This is a genomic window from Allorhizocola rhizosphaerae (assembly GCF_003426775.1).
GTDB classification, from domain to species: Bacteria; Actinomycetota; Actinomycetes; order Mycobacteriales; family Micromonosporaceae; genus Allorhizocola; species Allorhizocola rhizosphaerae.
Map to the genome: position 1 here is coordinate 51,610 of NZ_QJUG01000006.1, position 21,645 is coordinate 73,254.

The following is a 21,645-nucleotide window of genomic DNA, read 5'->3' on the forward strand; positions in this document are numbered from 1 at the left end:
CGAACATGGACCTAAGTTCATGATCGACGCGAAAAAAGGGTTAGCCGACGGGGGTGAGGTTGGTGGCCGTGTCCTCGATGGCGGCCTTTTTGCGGGCGCGATGGGCCGCCACGTGCGACCTGGTCGCGCAGCGCTCGGAGCAGAAGCGGCGGCAGTTGTTGGACGACGTGTCCAGGTAGACGTTGCCGCACCGATCATCGGCGCAAACGCCGAAGCGCGCGCTGCCGTAGTTGCACAACCACACCGACAGGCCCCAAACCGCCCCGGCCAGGTATTCGGCGCTGACCATCGAGCCCCGGCTGGTGACGTGAATGTGCCAATTGCCCGATTGATGGCCTGAGATGCGCGGATGCACCGGATGGCTCTCCAGCAACGAGTTGAGCTCGTTGACCGCCTCCCGCTCGCGCCCGGCCGACCCGTGTTCGAAGACGTCGCGCAGCCGCTTTTGCGCCTTGCGGAAGACCTGCAGATCGCGCTCGGTGGCGTCGTCGCACATCCAATCGGGCTCGGGCAAAATCTCCCGGAGGCTGGCGAGTTCGCTCAGCGGAGCGTTGACGAGATCGACCGCCATTTTGGCGTACGCATCGAAGTCCACCCGACAAAGGTAGTGCACGGTCCGTAAGAATGGTGTGCCAGCGTATGCCTGAATGCTGTCTGGCCTGTCCGAGAGCGGGCGATAGGCTGCCCTCATGCTGCGCTCCGTGATCCTTGCCGCCGCCCGGTCATCCCGGGTCGAACGGCTTGTCGAGACCGCCCCGATCAGTCGTGACGTGGTCAAGCGTTTTGTCGCCGGAACCGGGCCCCATGAGGCGCTCACGGTCACCCGGCACCTCGCGGCCGATGGGCTGCACATCACCCTCGATCATCTCGGTGAGGACACCGAGACCGAGCAGCAGGCGATCGCCACCCGGGACGCCTATCTTGAGCTGATCAAGCTGCTCGACCAGGCCGGGCTGACCAAGGGCGGGATCGCCGAGGTGAGCCTGAAGCTCTCGGCGCTCGGGCAGGCGTTCGATGAGGCGATGGCGGAGCGCAACGCGCGCGAGATCTGCGCGGCGGCTGAAGCCGTGGGCACGACGGTCACCCTCGACATGGAGGACCACACCACCACGGACTCCACTTTGGACATCCTGTCGCGCTTGCGCACCGACTATCCCAACACCGGTGCGGTGCTGCAGGCCTACCTTCGCCGGACGGAGGCCGACTGCCGCGAGCTGTCCTACGCGGGCTCCCGCGTCCGTCTGTGCAAGGGGGCCTATAAAGAGCCTGAACATGTTGCGTACCAATCAAATCTGGAAGTGGACAAGTCCTACGTGCGCTGCATGAACGTCCTGATGGCCGGTGAGGGTTATCCGATGCTGGCGACCCACGACCCGCGCCTGATCGCGATCGGTGAAGACCGCGCCCGCTGGTTCGATCGTGAGCCGGACCGTTTCGAATTCCAGATGTTGTACGGTGTCCGCCCCGAGGAGCAGGCCCGGCTCGCGAGGCTCGGCTTTACCGTGCGCGTCTACGTCCCCTACGGCACGCAGTGGTACGGCTATTTGATGCGCCGCCTCGCCGAGCGTCCGGCCAATCTCTCATTCTTCGCACGGGCCCTCATATCCAAGAAGTGAGCGGGTAAAGTCGCGGAGCGTGCAGCCCGACCACACCCCGGAGCAGATCGACGCGCAGTTTTCGCAGATCGTGCACCAGTCCTATGGCGGGAACGTCCCGCCGCCCATGCCCGCGCTGCCACCCCCACCGCCCCGGGTGCGCCGGCCGTGGGGCCGGTGGATCGGGGTCGCGGTCGGCATTGTCGCGGTGTTCTGTGTGGCCTCGACGGTCGTGGTCGTGAAGGTGGCCGACCTGCTGAGCCAGCCCAGGGCGCGGACGAGCCCGGCCGCGCAGGAGCCGCCCGAGATGCAGCGGGTGCGCGCCGCCCTCGACAGGCAGCGCTCCGCCCTGCTCGGCGGCGACGAGGCCGGGTACCTCTCGATAATCGACCCCACGGCGGGCGACGAGGACCGGCAGGCGATGCGTCGGCAGTTCGCGGCGTTGCGCGCGATGAAGGTCAGCGAGTGGCGCGACGATCTGCGCTCGCCCATCGACCGCGCGGACGGGCGCTGGTCGGTCGAGGTGGCAAGCAAGGTGTGCTTCGTGACCAGCCCGTGTGACGACGGCTTCGCGGTCGCCGAGACCGTGTGGCTGGTCACGGCCGACGCGGCGACGCTGGTCGACTGGGAGGCCGAGAACCACCCACACCCGTGGCAGCTCAGCGAGCTGGTGTCGGCCTCGGGCGAGCGCACCGTCGTCGCTACGACCAAGGAGCACGCCTCGCGGCTCCCGTCGATCCTTCGCGCGGCCGAGGAGGCGGCGGTGGTCGCGGACCGGTTCGCCTACGAGAAGAAGCCCGCCCGCTATGTCGTCTACTTCGCGGGCAGGTCCGAGTGGCAGCGCTGGTTCCGGCTGAACCTGGCCGACTGGACGGGCGCGGTCGCGGTGAGCGTGAGCGATCACCGATACGAGGTGGTGCTCAACGGCTCCGACATGAGTAACGATGCGGTGGCCGGGCACCTGCGCCACGAGTTGACGCATGCCTCCACGCTTCCCGGGCGCCACAAGGACAACGAGCGGCTGTGGTGGCTGAAGGAGGGCATCGCCGAGTTGGCCGAGGCCAACGGCGCGCCCATGCGGCACCACCCGGGTCTGCTCGATGCGGCCGATGCGCTTGCCGCGTCCACAACCGGGTTCGAGCTCGCCGAGCCGGCAAACAGTGCGACCGACGAGCAGGTCAGCGGCGCCTATGCGGTGGCATACCTGGCCGTGCGGTGCCTGAGCGAGCGCTTCGGCGAACGCCGGATGGTGGAGTTCTTCCACGCGGTGGTGCACGAGGACGCGACCTACGTGAAGGCCTCGGCCGGTGTGTTCGGCGTGGACTGGTCCGTGCTCAACCAGGGCTGCCTCGACTATGTGACCTCCGCCGTCAGCTGATCTTCACAAAGTCTCGCATCCGTCACTTCTGTCCCGGTACCTTACTTATATGCAAGCGGACCCGCGGCACCAACAGCAGCTGGGAGAGCTCACCTTCCTCACGGTGGCGGAGGTCGCCAAGCTGATGCGCGTGTCGAAGATGACCGTCTATCGGCTTGTGCACTCCGGCGAACTGACCGCGGTGCGCGTCGGGCGCTCGTTCCGCGTGCCTGAGCAGGCGGTTCGGGAATATCTGAGAGGGTCCTTCGAAACGGCCGCGTGAGCTCGGCTATCCTCGACAGGTTCAGGTTTCACCACCCGTCAATCTCGAGAGGGCTGCCGTATGGGCTCCGTGGTCAAGAAGCGCCGCAAGCGCATGGCGAAGAAGAAGCACCGCAAGCTGCTGCGCAAGACCCGCGTCCAGCGTCGTCGTCTCGGCAAGTAAGGCCAGCCAACCGCGGAGGTGCGCATGGATATCACCGGCGCGCCCCGGGTTGTCGTCGTCACCGGCGTCAGCCGGTTTCTCGGCGCGCACATCGCGGCCCAGATCGCTGCCGACCCCAGGGTCGAGCGCGTGGTCGGCCTGGACCGCGCCAATCCCCCGGATGATTACGAAGATCTGCTCGCCGGCGTCGACGTGCGCCGGGTCGATCTGACCCGCAACACCGGCAACATGCTGGCCAAACTGCGCGCCGAGGCGGTCGTGCACCTGGCGGTGGTTTCCTCGCCGCAGGGGTCGGGCGGCCGCGCGGCGATGAAGGAGCAGAACGTCATCGGCACGATGCACCTGTTGGCCGCGTGCCAGCAGGCGCCGACGCTGAAACGGCTGGTGGTCAGGTCATCGACAGCGGCCTATGGCGCCTCGTTCCGTGATCCGGCCGTGTTCACCGAGGACACCGAGGCGCGGGATGTGCCGCGCGGCGGATACGGGCGGGACATCCTCGACATCGAGGGCTACGTGCGCGGTTTCCGGCGCAGGCGGGCCGACGTCACGGCAACGGTCCTGCGGTTCGCCCCGTTCGTCGGGCCGACCGCCGAGACCGTGCTGCTGCGCTACTTCGCCCAACCGCTCGTGCCGACCGTGCTTGGCCGCGACCCGCGGCTGCAGTTCATCCACGTCGACGACGCGCTGGAGATCCTGCGACGATCCGTTGTGGAGGATCATCCGGGCACGTTCAACGTGGCCGGGCCGGGCGTCATCACGCTGTCGCAGGCACTGCGGCGCTCGGGCCGCGTGACGCTGCCGATCGTCGAGCCGCTGCTGCAGGCCGCGACCCGGCTGGGCGGCGTGTCGCTGGACCAGGTCGACCTGTTCGTGCACGGCCGGGTGGTCGACACGCAGAAGCTGACCCAGGAGTTCGGGTTCACGCCCCGCTCGACGTCGGTGGCCTTCGACGATTTCATCAAGTCGCACGAGGCCGGCACGGTGCTCACACCCGAACGGATCGACTCCTTCCTCGACATGATCAAGGGGGTGCGCGGTGCAAGAGGTTCAAGAGGTCAGGGATGAGTGGGACGCCAGGGTCGCCAGTGCACTCTCCTTCGTGCGAAGGCGTTTGACCGGGCAGTACGAGGTGGACGACTTCGGTTTCGACACCGAGCTCACCGACTACGTGTTCCATCCGCTGCTGCGCACGCTCTACAAAAACTGGTTCCGCACCGAGGTTTTCGGCATTGACAACGTCCCCAAGGAGGACGGCGCGCTGATCGTGGGCAACCACTCGGGCACGATCGCGCTCGACGCGCTGATGCTGTGCCTGGCCGTGCACGACGAGCACCCGGGGCACCGATACCTGCGCCTGCTCGCCGCCGACTTCGTGTTCCGGCTCCCGCTGGTGTCGGAGATCGCGCGCAAGTCGGGCGCCACGCTGGCGTGCAATCCCGACGTCGACCGCCTGCTGCACGAGGGCCAACTGGTGGGCGTGTTTCCCGAGGGCTTCAAGGGCGTGGGCAAGCGCTTCTCCGAGCGTTACAAGCTGCAGCGGTTCGGCCGCGCGGGCTTCGTGTCGGTGGCCCTGCGCAACAAGGCGCCGATCGTGCCGGTCGCGATCGTGGGCGCCGAGGAGATCTATCCGCTGCTTGGCAACATCAAACCGCTGGCCCGCCTGCTCGGCGCGCCCTACTTCCCGGTCACGCCGACGTTTCCATGGCTCGGCCCGCTCGGGATGGTGCCGCTGCCCAGCAAGTGGATGATCGAGTTTGGCGAGCCGATCGACACCACGCCGTGGGCCGATCAGGCCGACGATCCGGCGGTGGTGTTCAACCTCGCCGATCAGGTGCGCGAGACGATCCAGGGGATGCTGCACGGGCTGCTGGAGCGGCGCCCCGACCCGTTCATGGATTAGTGAGCCGGCGCAGGTCGAGCACGTGCCACACGGTGGTCTCGTTGTCGCCGGTCGACCACGACAGCATGTGCCCGCGCGAGACCACCTGCCCGACTCCCGACGCGACGAGCGTGGTGCGCCTGGTTTCGATGTCGAACAGCAGGAGCTTGCCGCCCGGCTGGGAGTAGATGTCGAACCGGTCGAGCATCGCCACGTCCACAGTGGACGCCGCCACGCTGCCGCTGGCCGAGCGGAACCGTTCCTTGCCCGTGGGCCGCTGCAGCTCGATGATCGTGTTGGCCTCGCCCGCACCGATGATCACCGACCGGCACCACGTGGGGGAGCAGGACACGAGCTCGTTGGTCTGCACTGGCACGTGGACCCGCTCGTCGGTCTGGAGATTGCGCAACTCGATCGGGCCGTTGTCGCCAAGGTTGACAGTGGACAGCCACGGCCAGCCGGTGAACGAGTAGGCCCCCTCGATCGTGTTGATCCGGACCTCGCCGCCGCCGAGCGACACGGTGCGCACCTCGGTCGAGGGCTGCTCGCCCGCCACGGCCGCGACCCAGCTCACCTCGCCGTCGTGCAGCACCAGGTCATCGCGCTTGTCGAACAGCGCGATGTCGCCGAGATCGGTCGTGACCAGGCGCGGGTTGGCGGACGCGTTGTCGATCGTCCACAGTCCACGGTCGTCCTGCGTGATCTCGACCCACGCCACCCGGTCGCCCTCGGCGACGAACCCGGCGAATTCCGGTGTCTTCTCTTTTGGCACCCGCCGCAGCTCGCGCACCTTCTCGCCGGTGCGAAGCAGCAGGCGCACCACCCCGTCCGCGGACTCGGCCGTGCCCAAAGACACGGCCTCGCTGGCGAAGTACAGCGGCTGGAACCCGTTGCCGCTCACCGCGACGGGCTTGACCGTGAGCGGGACCATTTCCGTCGCAGCCGTCGTTTGTGGACCGGGCGTGGACGGCTTGAGCCCGAGCAGCACCCCCGCCGCCGCGATGGCCACACCGAGTGCGAGCACCCCGGTGAGCCGCAGCGTGCGCGGATCGCGATGCTTACCGGTCACAGGCCGCGCCTCCGGCGCCCGATCGCCATCCCGCCGATCACCGCGCCCGCGACGAGGCCCGCGCCGAGCGCGATGGGCACGGCGGTCTTGGCCGCCTTGCGCCCGGTGCGGAAGTCGCGGATCTCCCAGCCGCGCTCCCTGGCCATGCGGCGCAGCGCACTGTCGGGGTTGACCGCGACGGCCCGCCCGACCGTGCTGAGCATGGGCACGTCGTTGATGGAGTCGCTGTAGGCGGTGCACTTGGCCAGGTCGAGCCCCTCGGCCGCGGCGAGCGCCTTGATGGCCGTGGCCTTGGCCGGGCCGTGCAGCATGTCGCCGACCAGCTGACCGGTGTAGTGCCCGTCGCGGATGTGGGCCACCGTGCCGAGCGCGCCGGTGAGCCCGAGCCGGTTGGCGATGACCGTGCCGAGCTCGACCGGCGCCGCCGTGACCAGCCACACCCGCTCGCCCGCGGCCAGGTGCAGATCGGCGAGCGCGCGCGTGCCGGACCAGATCTTGTCGGCCATCAGCTCGTCGAAGATTTCCTCGGACAGGCGGGCCACGTCTTCGACCTTCCAGCCCGCGATGAACGCCAGCGCGGCCTCGCGCGTCTTGGCGATGTCGCCCGCGTGCTCGGCGGCCATGAGCCGGAACCGCAGCTGCTGCCAGGCGAACCGGGCGAGATCGCCGGTCGTGAAATATTTGCGCGACGCCAGCCCACGGGCGAAGTAGTAGATCGACGCACCCTGCATCATCGTGTTGTCCACATCGAAGAACGCGGCCGAGTCGGGAGTCGGCGGCACCATCAGCGCGGCCTCAAGCTCGGCCGCCGCCCAGCCTGCCGCATCCGCAGTCATGTGGTCCTCCATAACATTCGACGCCCCAGCGTAGCGGGGCGCCGAAAGTTATTGGTCAGTTGGTCAGCCGAGGATGCCGCCCAGGATCCGGCCGAGCTCACCCAGCAGGCCGTCGTCCTTCTTCTGTGCCTCCGGGTCCGGCGTGGGCGTGGCCGATGGCGTGGGTTGCGTGGCCGGTGTGGTCCGCCCGTCGGTATGTGCCTGCTGTGGCTGGCCGGCGGACTGGCTGGCACGGTGTGAATGGACCTGGGTCTTGGGTGTGCTGCACGCGGGCACGATCGGGCCGAGCATGTCGACGCCGATGGCCTGCGCACCGCAGGCCAGCGCCGCACGGACGGCCTTGGCGCGCTCTTCGACATCGGTGAGCAGCTTCAGCGACTCGGTCACCTGCTCGCGGCCGGCGTTGCTGCTGCGGTCGAGCATTTCGGCGACGGAAGCGCGCTGCATGCGCACGAACGTGTCGATCGCGTCGAGAGCCGTGGTGTCGCTCTGGTTCACCGCCGAGGTGATCAGCATGCGCACCCCGGCCCGGGTCTCGCCGTCCATGTCGCGCAGCGAGCGGACGAACCCGGTCTCGTCGGACCACACCAGGCTCGCCTCGTGCAGGCGCGTCCGGGCGAATTCGAGGTGTAGCTGACCACGGCCGAGATCGGAGGCCGCGAGCGCCAGCTGGGCCCGCTCGGTGGAGCGCTTCATGCCGTACAGCGCGTCGCCCGGGATGGCCTCCCCGCTGGCGACCGAAACCCCGGACAGCGCAAGGGTTCCCGCAGCCACGCCGACCACGATGGCGCCCCGCGCCCGGGGGCGGGCGCTCGGGAGCCGCAGGCCGCGCCGCGGCGGCACGTCGGCCACCGCCGTGCTGCCGATGCCTTCGCGCTGCGCTGTCGCGATCAGTTGCGCGCGCAGGTCGCGCTTGAACGACTCGGTCGGGTGGCCGTTGAGGCGCATCGCCTTGAGCCGCTGGCCGGTGGCCACCAGTTCGACCAGCTCGGAGTCGAGTTTGGAATGGGCGTGATGGCGGCGCGCACCGCTCGCCTCGTCCATGAGTTGGGCGAAGCGCTCGGCGCGCGCACGATCGAACAGAGACGCGTTCACTGCGAGCACCCCCCTTGTGACGTCGAGAAACCCGCTCGCACTCGGATAAACGTCAATTGGGCACGTGGAGTTACGCATGTAGGGCAGGTCACGGTTGGAAGCCCTCCGGCAGGAGCCGGGCGAGCGCGCGCACCGCGCGGTATTGCAGGGCCTTGATCGCGCCCTCGTTCTTGCCCATGGCCTGCGCGGTTTCGGCTACCGAGAAGCCCTGAAGGAAGCGCAGGACGATGCACTCCTGCTGCTCCGGGTTGAGTTGTTTGACTGCTGTCAACAACGCGACATTCGTGATGTGGTCGACGACCGCGGACTCCGGGCTTCCCTCCGGGCCCCGGTCTTCACGGTCGGCATCGAGCACGTCGCCGGTCGTGACCTCCAACCGGTACCGGCCGGATTTGAAATGATCGGCGACCAGGTTGCGCGCGATGGTGACCAGCCACGCTCCCAGGTCGCGTCCTTGCCAGGTGAAGCTGCTTATTCGTTTGAGCGCGCGCAGGAACGTGTCCGAGGTCAGGTCCTCGGCCAGGGGGCGGTTGCCCACGCGGAAGTAGATGAAGCGGAACACCGTGTCGACGTAGCGGTCGTAGATGAGCCCGAACGCCTCGGTGTCGCCCTGCTGCGCCCGCTCGACCAGGGTCCACACCTCGTGCGCGGCGTCGCTCGGGTCCGGCCGGTCCGGAAAGCCGGTGGGTCCGCCGGGCGCGCCGGGCGCGGTCTTCTCCGGTGCCTCGATGACCGGAAGCACCGTGGTTTCGGCCGCGGCGAGCTCGGGGGCGATCTGCGTCGGCATCGCGGGCCGGTTGATCCGCCCGCCGACGGGTTTGGTGCCGGGTGGTGGCAGGTGGCGTGTGGCGGCGTCGTTGTGCGGCCGGGTCCGGGGGCGGGTCGCCGCCGCGGGCAACCTCAGCTCGTTGAGCATCGCGCGAAGGGCATCCCATCCGCCCGGCACCGCCAGTTCGCCATAGAAGACTGAGCCTGTGCTCATCCAGCCACCTCCACGTGCCTCACTGTCCCGGCGATATCCACCATAAGCTGACAAAGCCCCCTGAGATAGCTGCTTGGAACACTTTAGGATGGGGAAGTACATCTCGTGGCAAAACAGACGTTGTCCCTTGGATCGTAGGGCCAACCTCCCGCTAAGTGTGTTGGCCTGCGGCTTCGGGGTGTCGCACAAGCTGTGCGGGTCAGCTCACTGCGCGTGCGAATATTGGCCGGGCGCTCACCCACCCGGGTGATGCTTAGACTCGGCCGGTGAACCTTGCCACCCTGCTGCGGGAACACGCGACCCGCACGCCTGACGCGGTCGCGCTGCTGTCCAGGCAAAGCTCCTGGACGTGGGCCGACCTGGACGCACTGGTCGATCGTGCCGCCGGTGCCCTGCTGGCGTCGGGCGTCACCAAGGTCGCCATCGCCCTGCCCAACACGATCGACTTCGTCGTCGCGCTGCTCGGCGCGTTCCGGGCCGGTGTGATCGCCGTGCCGGTCAACCCGGGCTTCACGGAGCGCGAGCTGCGCCACGTCCTGGACGACTCGGGCGCCACGCTGCTGGAGTCCTACGACTTCTCCGGCGCGCCCGTGCCCGCGGAGTTTCCCGAGGTCGCCGACGAGCAACTGGCCGTGCTGCTGTACACCTCCGGCACCGAGGGCGCGCCCAAGGGCGCGATGCTCACCCATCGGGCGTTGATCGCCAATCACCGGCAGCTCGCGCGGATCGAGCCGCCGATCATGTCGGCCAACGACGTCGTGCTGCTGGTCCTGCCGCTGTTTCATGCGTACGGGCTGAACTCGGGCCTGGGCGCCGTGCTGTGGCACGGAGCGTGCGGTGTGCTTGAGCCCGAGTTCGACCCCGTGGGCACGGCCGGTTTGATCGCCCTGCACAAGGTGACCGTGGCGGTTGGCGTGCCGCCCATGTACCTGGCCTGGTCCGAGCTGCCCAACGCGCGCGAGCTGCTGGCCTCGCTGCGGCTGGCAGTGTGCGGTGCCGCCGCCCTGTCGGCCGCCGACAGCACGCGCTTCACCGAGGTCACTGGGATCGCTGTTCACATCGGATACGGCCTTACCGAGACCGCGCCCGTGGTGAGCTCGACCCTCGCGAGCAAGACCATCAAACCGGGCTCGATCGGCCGGCCCATCCCGGGCGTGGAGGTCAAGCTGCTGGGCGAGGAGGACGACCCTGGCGAGATCGTGGTGCGTGGCGACAACCTGTTCAACGGGTACTGGCCCGACGGGCGCGGCGGCCCCGGCGCCGACGGCTGGTGGGCCACCGGCGACATCGCGTACGCGGACTCCGGCGGCGACCTGTTCATCGTGGATCGGATCGGCGAGCTGATTATCGTCAATGGTTTCAATGTGTACCCGGCCGAGGTCGAGCAGGTGCTGGCCGCCCACCCGGGCGTGGCCGAGGCGGCGGCGATCGGTGTGCCGCATCCGTCCAGCGGGCACGCCGTCCACGCATACGTGGTCGGGACCGCGCCGGTCGAGGAGCTCATGGCGCACTGCGCGGCCAACCTGGCCCGGTTCAAATGCCCGCAGACCATCGAGATCGTGGACGAGCTGCCCCACTCGGCCACGGGCAAGGTGCGCAAGAGGTTGCTCCGCGATGACTGAACCACGGATCACGCTCTACACCCGGCCGGGATGCCACCTGTGCGAGGACGCGGTCGCGATCCTGCACGAGATCGGAGAGCCGTTCACCGAGGTGGACATCACGACATCGACCGAGCTTGAGATCGAGTACGGCGACCGGATCCCGGTCATCCTGCTCGACGGCAAGGAGCACGGCTATTGGCGGGTGGAAAAAGATCGGCTGCTTCGCGATCTCGCTCGCTAGAGTGGCCGGCATGCACCTGGTCTGGGACTGGAACGGGACTCTCCTCGACGACATCCACCTCGTCGTGACCGCCACCAACGCGGCCTTCGCCACCATCGGCGGCCCGGTTGTCACGGTTGACGAGCACCGGCGCGGCTTTTGCCGGCCGGTGAGCGATTACTACTCGCGGGTGCTCGGGCGCGACCTGACCGCGGCCGAGTTCGCCCGGCTCGATGACGTGTTCCACGAGTGCTATCGGGGTGCGCTGGCCGATGTGGCGCTCGCGGCCGACGCGCGCGAGGCGATGGCCATGTGGGCCGGCACGCAGTCGCTGCTGTCGATGTGGTTCCACCACGAGCTGGTGCCGACGGTCGCCCGGTTCGGTCTGTCGTTCGCGCGTGTCGACGGGCTGCGCGAGGCGCTGGGCGGCGGGTTCAAGGCCGCGCATCTCAAAACGCACCTGCTGGAGTTGTCTCTGGAAGGGCCCGACGTGGTGCTCATCGGTGACTCGGTGGACGACGCCGACGCGGCGGAGGCGGTCGGCGCGCGCTGCGTGCTCTACGACGGCGGGTTCACCCATCCGGATAATCTGCGCGCCCGCGGTGTGCCCGTGGCCTCGTCTCTGGTGGAGGCCGTCGCGATCGCCGCGGGCTGACGGTGTGTCGCATCCTATTTGTGGCTTTTGCGGGGCTGATACTTCTGGCGTGGCTCGGCGAGAAACGGGGGCGCGTCTGCCGCGGGGGTGTTTCTCGCTGGGTCGCGCAAACGGGGATGGGGCCGAAGGTCTGAGGGGCGGGAAGAGCACAGCACGGCGTCGCCTGAACGGTGTTTTCAGTCGTCGCGCAAAAGCAGCATGACGCATGTTCAAGATCGCGATTTGTGCACGCGTTCACAAGCGCTTACTCTGGTACCCGCTCCGTTAGCACAGCGTTTAGCGCTGGTGGCAGCGGGGTGCCCTAATTGCTCGCCAGGTCGGCACGGAGACAGATGAGTCAGCAGCGCACCGGAGAAGCGTCCGGACCGAACGGCAGCGCTGCCGTGGTCGGTTTCTCCCGGACTGTCCCGGATTTCCCGGACCTGCCGGAGGCCACGGTTGCCCGGCTACCGGAATATTTGCGTGCCCTTCATCACCTTGCCGATACTGGACACGACACCGTCTCGAGCGAAGGGCTGGCTCACGCGGCAGGTGTCAACTCGGCAAAGCTTCGCAAAGACCTGTCGCACCTAGGCTCCTATGGCACACGGGGGGTGGGCTATGACATTGCCCCCTTGATCGCGCAGATCGAATACATCCTCGGTCTGACGTCCCGCCGTGCCGTCGCACTCGTCGGCGTGGGCAATCTCGGCCACGCCCTCGCCGGATACGCCGGCTTCTCCACCCGGGGGTTCCGCATCGCCGCGCTGTTCGACGCCGACCCGCAGCGGGTGGGCGAGCGCGTCAACGGACTGGTGATCCGTCATGTCGCCGAGATACCGGCGGTGGTCGCCGCCGAGTCGATCTCGATCGCGGTCCTGGCCACCCCCGCCTCGGCCGCGCAGGCCGTCGCCGACCAGCTCATCGCGGCCGGTGTCACGAGCATCCTGAACTTCGCACCGTGCGTGCTTTCTGTGCCAGATCGAGTGGACGTTCGTAAGGTCGATCTCGCCGTGGAACTGCAGATCCTCTCGTTCCACGAGCACCGGAAGTCCGCTCGGGTCAATGGGGAGGTGCGCACGTGAACCTGATCGTCGTCGGCGCTTCGCATCGCAGCGCGTCGATCACACTGCTGGAGCGCCTGTCGCGGGTGGGCGGGCCGAGGCCGTTCATCGGCGAGCATGTCGCCGAAGCGGTGTTGCTCTCGACGTGCAACCGCACAGACATCTATGCCGTGGTGCCGGCGTTCCACGCGGGCCTGCAGCAGATCGGGGAGGTGCTCGCCCGGGAGACCGGCGTGAGCTATGAGGAGCTTTCTCCCTCCGTCTATGTGCACCACGGCGTCAACGCCGTGCGGCATGCGTTCCGGGTCGCGGCCGGGCTGGAGTCCATGGTGGTCGGCGAGCCGCAGATCCTGGGCCAGCTGCGCGACGCCTACCAGAACGCGACCGACGCCGACACCGTCGGCCGGGTGCTGCACGAGCTCATGCAGCAGGCGCTGCGCGTGGGCAAGCGGGCGCACGCCGAGACAGACATCGATCGGGCCCCGCGCAGTGTGGTGAGCGCCGCCCTCGCGCTCGCCCCGTCCGTGCGCCGATGGGCCGTTGTCGGCGCCGGCGCGATGGGCTCGCTGGCCCGTGCGCACCTGGCCGAGATGGGCGCCGCCGAAATCGCGGTGGTCCGCCGGGCCAACACGCACGAGTTGCCGCGCCTGCTGTCCGAAGTGGACGGTGTGGTGTGCGCGACCGCCTCGGTCGATCCGGTGATCACCAAGAGCATGGTCACCAAGCCGTTGGTGATCGTGGATCTGGCCATGCCGCGCGACGTGGAGCCGGATGTCAGGGATCTGCCGGGCGTGACACTGATCGATCTGGAGACGCTGGGCGCGAGCATCGCCCCGGCGTACAGCGCCGAGGTGCACGAGGTCGAGCGGATCGTCGAAGACGAGGTCCAGGCCTACGCCGGCTGGCTGCGTGGCGCCGAGGCCGCGCCGACCGTGGCCGCGCTGCGTGCGCGGGCCGAGGAGCTGGTCTCCACCGAGCTGCGCCGCCTGACCTCGCGCCGGCCGGACCTGACCGACGCGCAGCGGGCCGACGTCGCCCACACGGTCCACCGCATCGTGCAGAGGCTGCTGCACCAGCCGACCGTGCGCGTGCGGCAGCTGGCCGCCGAGCCGGGCGGCGAGGCATACACGCGCCTGGTGCGGGAACTGTTCGAATTGGACACCAACGTCACCAGCGTGTCTGACGTCCCGGAGGTCGCGGAATGACATTGAGGCTGGGGACACGGGGGAGTGCGCTTGCGCTCGCCCAGTCGCGACACGTGGCCGAGCGGGTGACCGCCCTGACCGGCGAGCGCGTCGAGCTGGTCGAGATCGTCACCGCGGGGGACCGCTCCGACCAGCCCGTGCAGCAGCTCGGCGTGGGCGTGTTCGTTTCGGCGCTGCGCGACGCGCTGGCCGCCAAGGAGATCGACTTCGCGGTCCACTCCTACAAGGACCTGCCCACGGCGGGCGTTGGCGGGCTCGTCATCGCGGCCGTGCCGCCGCGCGAAGACCCGCGCGACGCGTTGGTGGCCCGCGACGGGCTGACCCTGACCGAGCTGCCCGACGGCGCGACCGTCGGCACCGGCGCCCTGCGGCGCGTGGCCCAGCTCGCGGCGCTGGGGCTCCCACTGCGTACCGTCCCGATCAGAGGCAACGTCGACACCCGGTTGCGCAAGGTCGCTCAGGGAGAACTCGACGCCGTCGTCCTTGCCCGCGCCGGACTGGTGCGCCTCGGGCGCGCCGATGAAGTCACCGAGATCCTCGACCCGATGCTGATGCTGCCCGCACCCGCGCAGGGCGCACTCGCGGTCGAGAGCCGAGAAGACCTCGCCGAGCTGCTGCGGCCGCTCGACGACAGGGCGACCCGTGCGGCCGTGACCGCCGAACGGGCGCTGCTGGCCGCCTTGGAGGCCGGGTGCAGTGCGCCCGTTGCCGCTCTGGCCGAAGTTACCGAAGACGATGAGATCTATCTGCGCGGTGCGGTGATCAGCGTCGATGGGGGTTACGCCCTGAAGCTGTCGCGCACCGGGACGCTCGCCGAAGCCGAGCAGGTGGGCCGGTTGCTGGCCAACGACCTGCTTGAGGACGGTGCTGACCATGTATTGGGAGTTCAGCATGACCCGCGCACGTAAGCCCGCCGGCCACATCGCGTTCGTCGGGGCCGGTCCCGGCGATCCCGGCCTGATGACTCGCCGCGCCCATGACGCGCTGCTCGAGGCCGATCACGTGGTTTTTGATCGAGCGGTACCGTCCGGCCTGCTCGATTCCGTGCGGTCCATGGTGGCCGAGGCCACCGAGTTCTCCCCGGCCGAGGGTGACCCCGGTGACGTGGCGAAGGTGCTGCTCACCGAGGCGCGCTCCGGGCGCAACGCGGTCCGCCTGATCGCGGGCGACCCGTTCGCCCACGACGCGGTGCTCAAGGAGGTGCAGGCGATAGCCCGCACCAACGTGCACTTCTCGGTGGTGCCGGGCATCGACACGGCCGCGGGCGTGGCGACCTACGCGGGTGTGGGCACGCGCATGTCGGTCGATATGGACGATGTGACCACGGTGGACTTCGACGGCCTGGCGGCCGCGCTCAAGCACGGCTCGGTCTCGCTCGCGGTCGACGCGGGCGATCTGGCGGCCGTCCGGGACGGACTGCTCGCGGCCGGGGCCGACGGCACCACACCGGTGGCGATCACCGGGGACGGCACGGGTGAGACGCAATACACCACGGTGTCCACTGTGGACAGTTTCGTGGCGGCCGCGCTCGGCTTCACCGGCCGGGTGGTGGTGATCGTTGGCGAGGGCGTGCACCAGGTGGACAAGCTCGGCTGGTGGGAGCGGCGGCCACTGTATGGATGGCGTGTGCTGGTGCCGCGGACCAAGGAACAGGCCGGAGCGATGAGCGCGCGCCTTCGGGCCTACGGCGCGATCCCGTGCGAGGTGCCGACCATCGCGGTCGAGCCGCCGCGCACCCCGGCGCAGATGGAGCGGGCGATCAAGGGTCTGGTGGACGGGCGCTACGCGTGGGTCATCTTCACCAGTGCCAACGCCGTGCGCGCGGTGTGGGAGAAGTTCGCCGAGCACGGCCTCGACGCGCGGCACTTCGGCGGCGTGAAGATCGCGTGCATCGGTGAGGCGACGGCCGACGCGGTGCGCGCCTTCGGCATCCAGCCGGAGCTGATCCCGGCGGGCGACCAGTCGAGCGAGGGCCTGCTCGCGGAGTTCGCCCCGTACGACGAGATCTTCGACCCGGTGGGCCGGGTGCTGCTGCCGCGCGCCGACATCGCGACCGAGACGCTGGCCGCCGGGCTCACCGAGCGCGGCTGGGAGGTCGACGACGTGACGGCCTACCGCACCGTGCGGGCGGCCCCGCCACCCGAGGAGATCCGCAACGCCATCAAGTCGGGCGGGTTTGACGCCGTGCTGTTCACGTCGTCATCGACGGTGCGCAATTTGGTGGGTATCGCCGGAAAGCCGCACCAGCGTACCGTGGTGTCCGTGATCGGGCCCAAGACGGCCGAAACGGCGGTCGAGTTCGGCCTGCGCGTGGACGTGCAACCCGAGCACGCCTCGGTGCCCGACCTGGTCGAGGCGCTCGCCGAATACGCGGTCGAGCTGCGCGAGCGCTTGGCGGCCATGCCCGCCAAGCAGCGGCGCGGGTCGAAGGTCCAGGGCCCGACGGCACTTCGGTTCCGTTAGTTCGTTAGGAGGCTGTGCCATGCCCTTTCCGACTGAACGGCCGCGCCGGCTGCGCGCGACAAAAGCGTTGCGGCGCTTGGTGAGTCAGACCCGGGTGCACCCGTCCGAGCTGGTGCTGCCGATGTTTGTCAAGGAGGGCCTGACCGAGCCCCGGCCGGTGGCGTCAATGCCCGGCGTCGTGCAGCACACGCGCGAGTCGCTGCGCAAGGCGGCGGTGGAGGCGGTGGAGGCGGGAGTTGGCGGGATCATGCTGTTCGGCGTGCCCGCAAACCGGGATCCGCAAGGATCGGCGGGCATCGACCCCAACGGCATCCTCAACGTGGCCATCCGCGATGTCGTGTCGGAGGTCGGCGACGCGACCGTGGTCATGAGCGATCTGTGTCTGGACGAGTTCACCTCGCACGGGCACTGCGGCGTGCTCGACGCCGACGGCGGGGTCGACAACGACGCGACGCTGGACGCTTACGCGCAGATGGCGTTGGCGCAGGCCCATGCCGGCGCGCACCTGCTCGGGCTGTCCGGCATGATGGACGGCCAGGTCGGGCATGTGCGGTCCGCATTGGACCGTGCGGGGTTCACGCAGACATCCATCCTCGCCTATGCCGTGAAGTATGCTTCGGCGTTCTTCGGTCCGTTCCGCGACGCCGTGGAGTCCGCGCTGGAGGGCGACCGCCGCACATACCAGCAGGACCCGGCAAATCTGCGTGAGTCGCTGCGCGAGGTGCGGCTCGATGTGGCCGAGGGCGCGGACATCATCTTGGTCAAGCCCGCGCTGCCCTACCTCGACGTCGTGCGGGCGGTGGCCGAGCAGACCGATGTGCCCGTGGCGGCATACCAGGTGAGCGGCGAATACGCGATGGTCGAGGCGGCCGCGGCCAACGGCTGGCTGGACCGCGACCGGGTCATGCTCGAAACGCTGCACTCCATCAAGCGCGCCGGGGCACAGATCATCCTCACCTACTGGGCGGTCGACGCTGCACGGATGTTGCCCTAGCCGGGGAGCACCTGGCCGGTCGGGCCGAACACCTCGCCCGTGTAGTAGGAAGACAGCGTCTCGGACGCGAAGAACACATAGGACGGTGCGATCTCGTCGGGCTGCGCCGGGCGTTTGAACATCGTGTGCGCGCCGAACTCCTTGGCCTTCTCGGCACCCATGGTCGAGGGGATCAGCGGTGTCCACACCGGACCGGGCGCCACACAGTTGACCCGGATGCCCCGTTCGACCTGCTGCTGCGCCAGCGCATAGGTGAACGCGATGATCGCACCCTTGGTCGCGGAGTAATCGACCAGCGACTTGTTGCCGCGAAGCCCGTTGACCGACGCCGTATTGATTATTGAAGAGCCTCTTTGGAGGTACCGGAGGGCAGCCCGCGTGGTCCAGAAGTAGCCGTGGATGTTCGTGGCGAACGTGTCCAGCCACTGCTTGGTTTCCAGCTGCGCCAGGTCCTCCACCGGGTTTTGCATGGCCACGTTGTTGACCAGCACGTCGAGCCCGCCGAGCTCGCCCGCGGTGCGCTGCACGATGTCGGTGCAGCGCTCCTCCTGGCTCAGGTCGCCGGGCAGCAGCAGGCTGCGCCGCCCGGTCTGCTCGACCAGGTCGGCGGTGTGCCGCGCGTCGTCGTGCTCGCTCAGGTAGGCGATGGCCACGTCCGCGCCCTCCTTGGCGAACGCGATCGCCACGGCCCGGCCGATGCCGGAGTCGCCGCCCGTCACGAGGGCCACCTTGCCATCGAGCAGGCCGGAGCCCCGGTAGTCGCGCATCTCGTCGTGCGGCCGCGGGGCCATCTCGTCGGTGTCGCCCGGCGGGCGCTGCTCCTGCTCCGGAAACGGAAGATCGGGCTGCTTCGGATCTGTCATGCCCTGGGCTTTACCCAAGTCTTCAGCTGCAGCAACCTCCGCCGCAGCACGCGCCGCCACCGCCGCTCGCGGGCGCGGTCACCCCGCCGGCCAAGCCGATCGTGGAGAGCAGTTTCACGGTGTCGTCGTGCCCCTGTGGGCAGTCGGCGGGCGCACCGGACTCGCTCATCGGCCGGTCGACCGTGAACGTGTCGCCGCAGGCGCGGCAGCGGAATTCGTACCGAGGCATGAATAAAGGTTAGGAGATGCCCAGCCGGGTTACCAGATCGGCGACGTCGGCCTCGTATTCCAGCCATTGCCGGTCGGGGACGAAGCCGAGCTCCTGATTGACCCGGATCAGTGGCTCGTTGATCGCCGCGTTCCAGGTCTGCACCTGGGTGATGCCGGGCTCGGCGGAGCGCAGCTCGAACAGCATGCGCGCCTTGATGGCCCGCCCCACGCCGTAACCGCGATGGCGCGGCACCACCACGGTGTCGTATTGATCGGCGCGGGTCGGATGTTGCTGCGGCACGACGACCTCGGTCAATCCGGCTACCTCGCCCGAGCTCTCGTGCACCGCGACCACCACGTAGAGCTTGAGCCCCCGCGCGGCCAGGGTATTGATGCTCGCCTGTAACCGTTGCGGCTCATAGGAACTGGGCCGCAGTTCGAGGTCGCCGAGATCGTAGGACTCGCGCACCTCGGCCTTGGCGGCCGCGTACGCCGCATACATGTCCAGCGGCGGGCCGCCCGAGTAGAAGTCGAGCTTGTAGCCCGCGCCCACCCCTGCGGCCAGCTCGCCGAGGGCGAACCAGTCCACCGAGCTCAGGTCGAGCACGCTGCGCACCTCGGTGAACGCGCACGTGAACCCGAACCGATGGTAGAACTCCACCGCGCTGGTCTCGCCCGGCACCTCCACGCCCAGCGCCGTGTAGCCCTGGTCGGCAGCCCGCTTGACGACCTGGCTCAGCAGCTCGCGCCCGACGCCGAGGCGGCGGGCCTTGGGGTGGACCACGATCTCCATCACACCGATGTCCCCGACCAGCAGGACATTGGCCCCGCCCAGCGGCGGGATGCCGCGCCCCGCGTCCCCGGTCGTCTCCTCGGCCAGCCACATGACCTTGCGCTCGCCCGGCATGGTCACCGCCAGATAATCGCGCATCGATCCGTCGTGCCACAGCGGATCATCGGGCAGGTCGATGGCCATAGCCTCATTAAGCAGGGCAACTATGGAGGCGATCTCGGTGGCGGAAGCGGTCAAAGGATCCCACTCGCGCACCTTCACCTGTCCAGCTTGCACAGTTGACGGCCGAAAACTCAATAGCCAGTCCTATCATTGTATGCAAACCATTACGCTGAGTGTTGATCGCTTGTGGTGGGGGTCGCTTAGGGTAGTTTGTTTTTGCTCTGTGTCCCGTAGGTCTGCGCCGCCTCGAACACCTTGTCGATCTGCGGGCCCATGCCGTGGTACGAGTTGATCGCCGTCTTCCAATTCGCGACGACCGATAGGTCCTGGTTGGCCGTGCACAGATGGTAGGCCGCGGCCAGCGCGGCATCGTCGATGTCCTGCGGGTTGGCCAGGCCGTCGCTGTCACCGTCCACTCCGGACGCCCGCCACATCGCCGGGATCAGCTGCATCGGGCCCATCGCGCGGTCCCACACCTGATCGCCGTCGTGCGTGCCGCCGTCGGTGTCGGCCACCTTGGCCCGCCCGCTCGTGCCGTCGAGCGGCGGGCCCATGAGCGTCGGGCGCGGCCAGCCCTGCGCATCGATGGTGCGGCCCTCCACGCGGCCGTGGTCGCTGCCCACCTTGCCGATCGCGGCGAGCGTCGTCCACTGCAACTTGCACGCCGGGCGGGTCTGCGTGACCACGAACTCGGCGTAGGCGTAGGAGGCCAGCACGTTGTGCGGGATGTCCAGCGGCTCGGCGAGCCGCTTGGCCCAGCCGGCGAAGGCGTTCACCCGTTCGGGGCCGGCGGTCGGTGTGGGGCTCGGTGTCGCCGACGGGCTCGGCGTGGTGCTCGGAGTGGTCGATGGCTTGGCCACCACGTCCGGCTGCGGCGCCCGTTCAGATCTGGGCGATGTGCTGGGCGTCACCAAATTTGGCACGACCGTAGCGCCGGCCGTCGTTGCGATCGCCGTCAATCCCGCGATCACAATTCCGGTCAGCAGAACTCGCCTGAGTGTCGTCTCCCCGCTGGCCACGACAACGAGTATTACTCACGAGCGGGAGAGTGCAAGTGCGACCGCTGGCTGAAAGTGCGATATCTGGCCCGCCGCTGTCGTCGTTACGTCAGCTAGGTCGGGCCGTTATAACGATTTGCCTCGTGTGCGGAGGTGCGAAAACATGCTGGAGTTCCTGATATCAGGTGCGGCTTCCAGGGGGGCGGAGGTTATGCGCACGTGACTATGCCATTGCCGCGAGGGCGGGTGACATTTCTGTTCACCGACATCGAGGGCTCCACACGTTTGGCCCAGATGCTCGGCGATGGATATCTGCCTGTCTTGAGCGAGCACCGGCGGCTGTTACGTGCCGCACTGACCCGCTCGGGCGGGGTGGAGCTGTTCACCGAGGGGGACTCGTACTTCTTCGCGTTCGACGACGCATCGGCCGCGGTGATCGCGTGCGCCGACGCCCAGCGTGATCTCGCGGCGCACGAGTGGCCCGATCCGCAGGCCCGGCCGCGGGTGCGGATGGGCCTGCACACCGGTTGGGCCGAGCCGCACGGCCGGGAATATGCGAGCCCCGAGGTGCACCGCGCGGCCCGCGTGGCCGCGGCCGCGCACGGCGGGCAGATCCTGCTGTCCGACGCCACGCTGCAGGCCGCGCCGGGGATCGAGGTGCGTGACCTGGGCCTGCACCGGTTGCGCGGGTTCGACGGCCGCGAGCGGCTCTATCAGCTGATCGCGCAGGGGCTGGAGCACGACTTTCCGCGGCCGCGCACCGAGGGCGACTCCCCGCACAACCTGCCCAACCCCGTGACCTCGTTCATCGGCCGGGCCGCGGAGCGGCACGAGGTCGAGCGGCTGCTGCGGACCAACCGGCTCGTGACCGTCGTGGGCGCGGGTGGGTCGGGCAAGAGCAGGCTTGCCGGCCTGGTGGCGGCCGACCTGGTCACCGACCCGGCGCAACAGTCCTATCCGGACGGTGCGTGGCATCTGAACCTGGCCTCCGTTTCCGACGCGGGGCTGGTCGCGTTCGCGTTGTCCACAGTGCTCGGGCTGCGGCCCGAGCCGGGCCGTCCGATCATGCAGACGCTGGTGGACTACCTGTCCAAGCGGCGCATGCTGATCCTGCTCGACAGCTGCGAGATCCACCTTGAGCCGGTGATGGCGATGGCGCGCGAGCTGCTCGCGGGCG

General features: G+C 68.7%; 22 protein-coding genes and 2 pseudogenes. 15 read left to right on the forward strand and 9 right to left on the reverse strand.

Annotated elements, in window-relative coordinates; genetic code table 11:
* Nucleotides 1–40 precede the first annotated feature (40 nt).
* Nucleotides 41–571 carry a CGNR zinc finger domain-containing protein gene (locus DM816_RS02325; RefSeq protein WP_170318766.1) on the reverse strand — a complete coding sequence of 177 codons (531 nt, stop codon included), beginning with the start codon at nucleotides 569–571 and terminating at the stop codon, nucleotides 41–43.
* Between the two features lie 118 nt (nucleotides 572–689).
* Between DM816_RS02325 and DM816_RS02330 the strand changes: the two genes are divergently transcribed.
* The 6 genes from DM816_RS02330 to DM816_RS02355 are packed head-to-tail and all read left to right on the forward strand — an operon-like array spanning nucleotide 690 to nucleotide 5,297.
* The gene (locus tag DM816_RS02330) at nucleotides 690–1,616 is read left to right on the forward strand and encodes a proline dehydrogenase family protein (RefSeq protein WP_117208372.1); all 927 of its coding nucleotides are present in this window, start codon (nucleotides 690–692) and stop codon (nucleotides 1,614–1,616) included.
* A 19-nt stretch (nucleotides 1,617–1,635) separates the two neighbouring features.
* Complete coding sequence (locus DM816_RS02335) at nucleotides 1,636–2,973, forward strand: hypothetical protein (protein ID WP_117208373.1); 1,338 nt, start codon at nucleotides 1,636–1,638, stop codon at nucleotides 2,971–2,973.
* 49 nt (nucleotides 2,974–3,022) lie between these two features.
* Nucleotides 3,023–3,235 carry a helix-turn-helix domain-containing protein gene (locus tag DM816_RS02340; RefSeq protein ID WP_117208374.1) on the forward strand — a complete coding sequence of 71 codons (213 nt, stop codon included), beginning with the start codon at nucleotides 3,023–3,025 and terminating at the stop codon, nucleotides 3,233–3,235.
* A gap of 60 nt (nucleotides 3,236–3,295) precedes the next feature.
* Complete coding sequence (locus DM816_RS02345; RefSeq protein ID WP_007465623.1) at nucleotides 3,296–3,397, forward strand: 30S ribosomal protein bS22; 102 nt, start codon at nucleotides 3,296–3,298, stop codon at nucleotides 3,395–3,397.
* A 24-nt stretch (nucleotides 3,398–3,421) separates the two neighbouring features.
* On the forward strand, nucleotides 3,422–4,462 hold the full coding sequence (locus DM816_RS02350) for an NAD-dependent epimerase/dehydratase family protein (protein WP_117208375.1): 1,041 nt from the start codon (nucleotides 3,422–3,424) through the stop codon (nucleotides 4,460–4,462).
* 34 nt (nucleotides 4,463–4,496) lie between these two features.
* Nucleotides 4,497–5,297 carry a lysophospholipid acyltransferase family protein gene (locus DM816_RS02355; RefSeq protein WP_342768658.1) on the forward strand — a complete coding sequence of 267 codons (801 nt, stop codon included), beginning with the start codon at nucleotides 4,497–4,499 and terminating at the stop codon, nucleotides 5,295–5,297.
* Here the strand turns inward: DM816_RS02355 and DM816_RS02360 are convergent.
* The 4 genes and pseudogenes from DM816_RS02360 to DM816_RS02375 all read right to left on the reverse strand — a co-directional run.
* The gene (locus DM816_RS02360; RefSeq protein ID WP_117208377.1) at nucleotides 5,287–6,345 is read right to left on the reverse strand and encodes a hypothetical protein; all 1,059 of its coding nucleotides are present in this window, start codon (nucleotides 6,343–6,345) and stop codon (nucleotides 5,287–5,289) included. The genes DM816_RS02355 and DM816_RS02360 overlap by 11 nt on opposite strands.
* Nucleotides 6,342–7,181: an HAD family hydrolase gene (locus tag DM816_RS02365; RefSeq protein ID WP_425455203.1), complete on the reverse strand. Its 840-nt coding sequence runs from the start codon at nucleotides 7,179–7,181 to the stop codon at nucleotides 6,342–6,344. Before DM816_RS02365 ends, DM816_RS02360 begins: the two co-directional genes overlap by 4 nt.
* Before the next feature lie 264 nt (nucleotides 7,182–7,445).
* Nucleotides 7,446–8,276: pseudogene (locus DM816_RS02370) on the reverse strand (DUF5667 domain-containing protein); the annotation flags it as partial.
* An 88-nt stretch (nucleotides 8,277–8,364) separates the two neighbouring features.
* A pseudogene (locus DM816_RS02375) lies at nucleotides 8,365–8,961 on the reverse strand (ECF subfamily RNA polymerase sigma factor, BldN family); the annotation flags it as partial.
* A 563-nt stretch (nucleotides 8,962–9,524) separates the two neighbouring features.
* Here DM816_RS02375 and DM816_RS02380 point away from each other — a divergent pair.
* From DM816_RS02380 to hemB, 8 genes are all read left to right on the forward strand, one after another.
* Nucleotides 9,525–10,880 (forward strand): class I adenylate-forming enzyme family protein, encoded by a 1,356-nt coding sequence (locus DM816_RS02380; RefSeq protein ID WP_117208378.1) that lies wholly within the window; start codon nucleotides 9,525–9,527, stop codon nucleotides 10,878–10,880.
* Complete coding sequence (locus tag DM816_RS02385; RefSeq protein WP_117208379.1) at nucleotides 10,873–11,103, forward strand: glutaredoxin family protein; 231 nt, start codon at nucleotides 10,873–10,875, stop codon at nucleotides 11,101–11,103. Before DM816_RS02380 ends, DM816_RS02385 begins: the two co-directional genes overlap by 8 nt.
* Before the next feature lie 10 nt (nucleotides 11,104–11,113).
* Nucleotides 11,114–11,737, forward strand: a complete 624-nt coding sequence (locus tag DM816_RS02390; protein WP_117208396.1) for an HAD family hydrolase — start codon at nucleotides 11,114–11,116, stop codon at nucleotides 11,735–11,737.
* Nucleotides 11,738–12,069: 332 nt separating this feature from the next.
* Nucleotides 12,070–12,801, forward strand: a complete 732-nt coding sequence (locus DM816_RS02395; RefSeq protein ID WP_117208380.1) for a redox-sensing transcriptional repressor Rex — start codon at nucleotides 12,070–12,072, stop codon at nucleotides 12,799–12,801.
* Nucleotides 12,798–13,985, forward strand: a complete 1,188-nt coding sequence (hemA, locus tag DM816_RS02400; RefSeq protein WP_117208381.1) for a glutamyl-tRNA reductase — start codon at nucleotides 12,798–12,800, stop codon at nucleotides 13,983–13,985. Before DM816_RS02395 ends, hemA begins: the two co-directional genes overlap by 4 nt.
* Nucleotides 13,982–14,893 (forward strand): hydroxymethylbilane synthase, encoded by a 912-nt coding sequence (gene hemC / locus DM816_RS02405; RefSeq protein ID WP_117208382.1) that lies wholly within the window; start codon nucleotides 13,982–13,984, stop codon nucleotides 14,891–14,893. The genes hemA and hemC overlap by 4 nt, the downstream gene beginning before the upstream one ends.
* On the forward strand, nucleotides 14,877–16,448 hold the full coding sequence (locus tag DM816_RS02410; protein ID WP_117208383.1) for a bifunctional uroporphyrinogen-III C-methyltransferase/uroporphyrinogen-III synthase: 1,572 nt from the start codon (nucleotides 14,877–14,879) through the stop codon (nucleotides 16,446–16,448). Before hemC ends, DM816_RS02410 begins: the two co-directional genes overlap by 17 nt.
* A gap of 19 nt (nucleotides 16,449–16,467) precedes the next feature.
* Entirely contained in the window at nucleotides 16,468–17,442 is a 975-nt protein-coding gene (hemB, locus tag DM816_RS02415) for a porphobilinogen synthase (RefSeq protein WP_117208384.1), read from the forward strand.
* On the opposite strand, the gene DM816_RS02420 is transcribed toward hemB, so the two are convergent.
* From DM816_RS02420 to DM816_RS02435, 4 genes are all read right to left on the reverse strand, one after another.
* A complete protein-coding gene (locus DM816_RS02420) occupies nucleotides 17,439–18,305 on the reverse strand; it encodes an SDR family oxidoreductase (RefSeq protein ID WP_117208385.1) in 867 nt (288 codons plus the stop codon). The genes hemB and DM816_RS02420 overlap by 4 nt on opposite strands.
* Nucleotides 18,306–18,327: 22 nt before the next feature.
* The gene (locus DM816_RS02425) at nucleotides 18,328–18,534 is read right to left on the reverse strand and encodes an FmdB family zinc ribbon protein (protein WP_117208386.1); all 207 of its coding nucleotides are present in this window, start codon (nucleotides 18,532–18,534) and stop codon (nucleotides 18,328–18,330) included.
* A gap of 9 nt (nucleotides 18,535–18,543) precedes the next feature.
* A complete protein-coding gene (locus DM816_RS02430; RefSeq protein WP_117208387.1) occupies nucleotides 18,544–19,569 on the reverse strand; it encodes a GNAT family N-acetyltransferase in 1,026 nt (341 codons plus the stop codon).
* 101 nt (nucleotides 19,570–19,670) lie between these two features.
* Nucleotides 19,671–20,489 carry a lysozyme family protein gene (locus tag DM816_RS02435; protein ID WP_162907014.1) on the reverse strand — a complete coding sequence of 273 codons (819 nt, stop codon included), beginning with the start codon at nucleotides 20,487–20,489 and terminating at the stop codon, nucleotides 19,671–19,673.
* Nucleotides 20,490–20,693: 204 nt separating this feature from the next.
* Here DM816_RS02435 and DM816_RS02445 point away from each other — a divergent pair.
* On the forward strand, nucleotides 20,694–21,645 hold a 952-nt coding region (locus DM816_RS02445), incomplete at its 3' end, for an adenylate/guanylate cyclase domain-containing protein (RefSeq protein WP_162907017.1).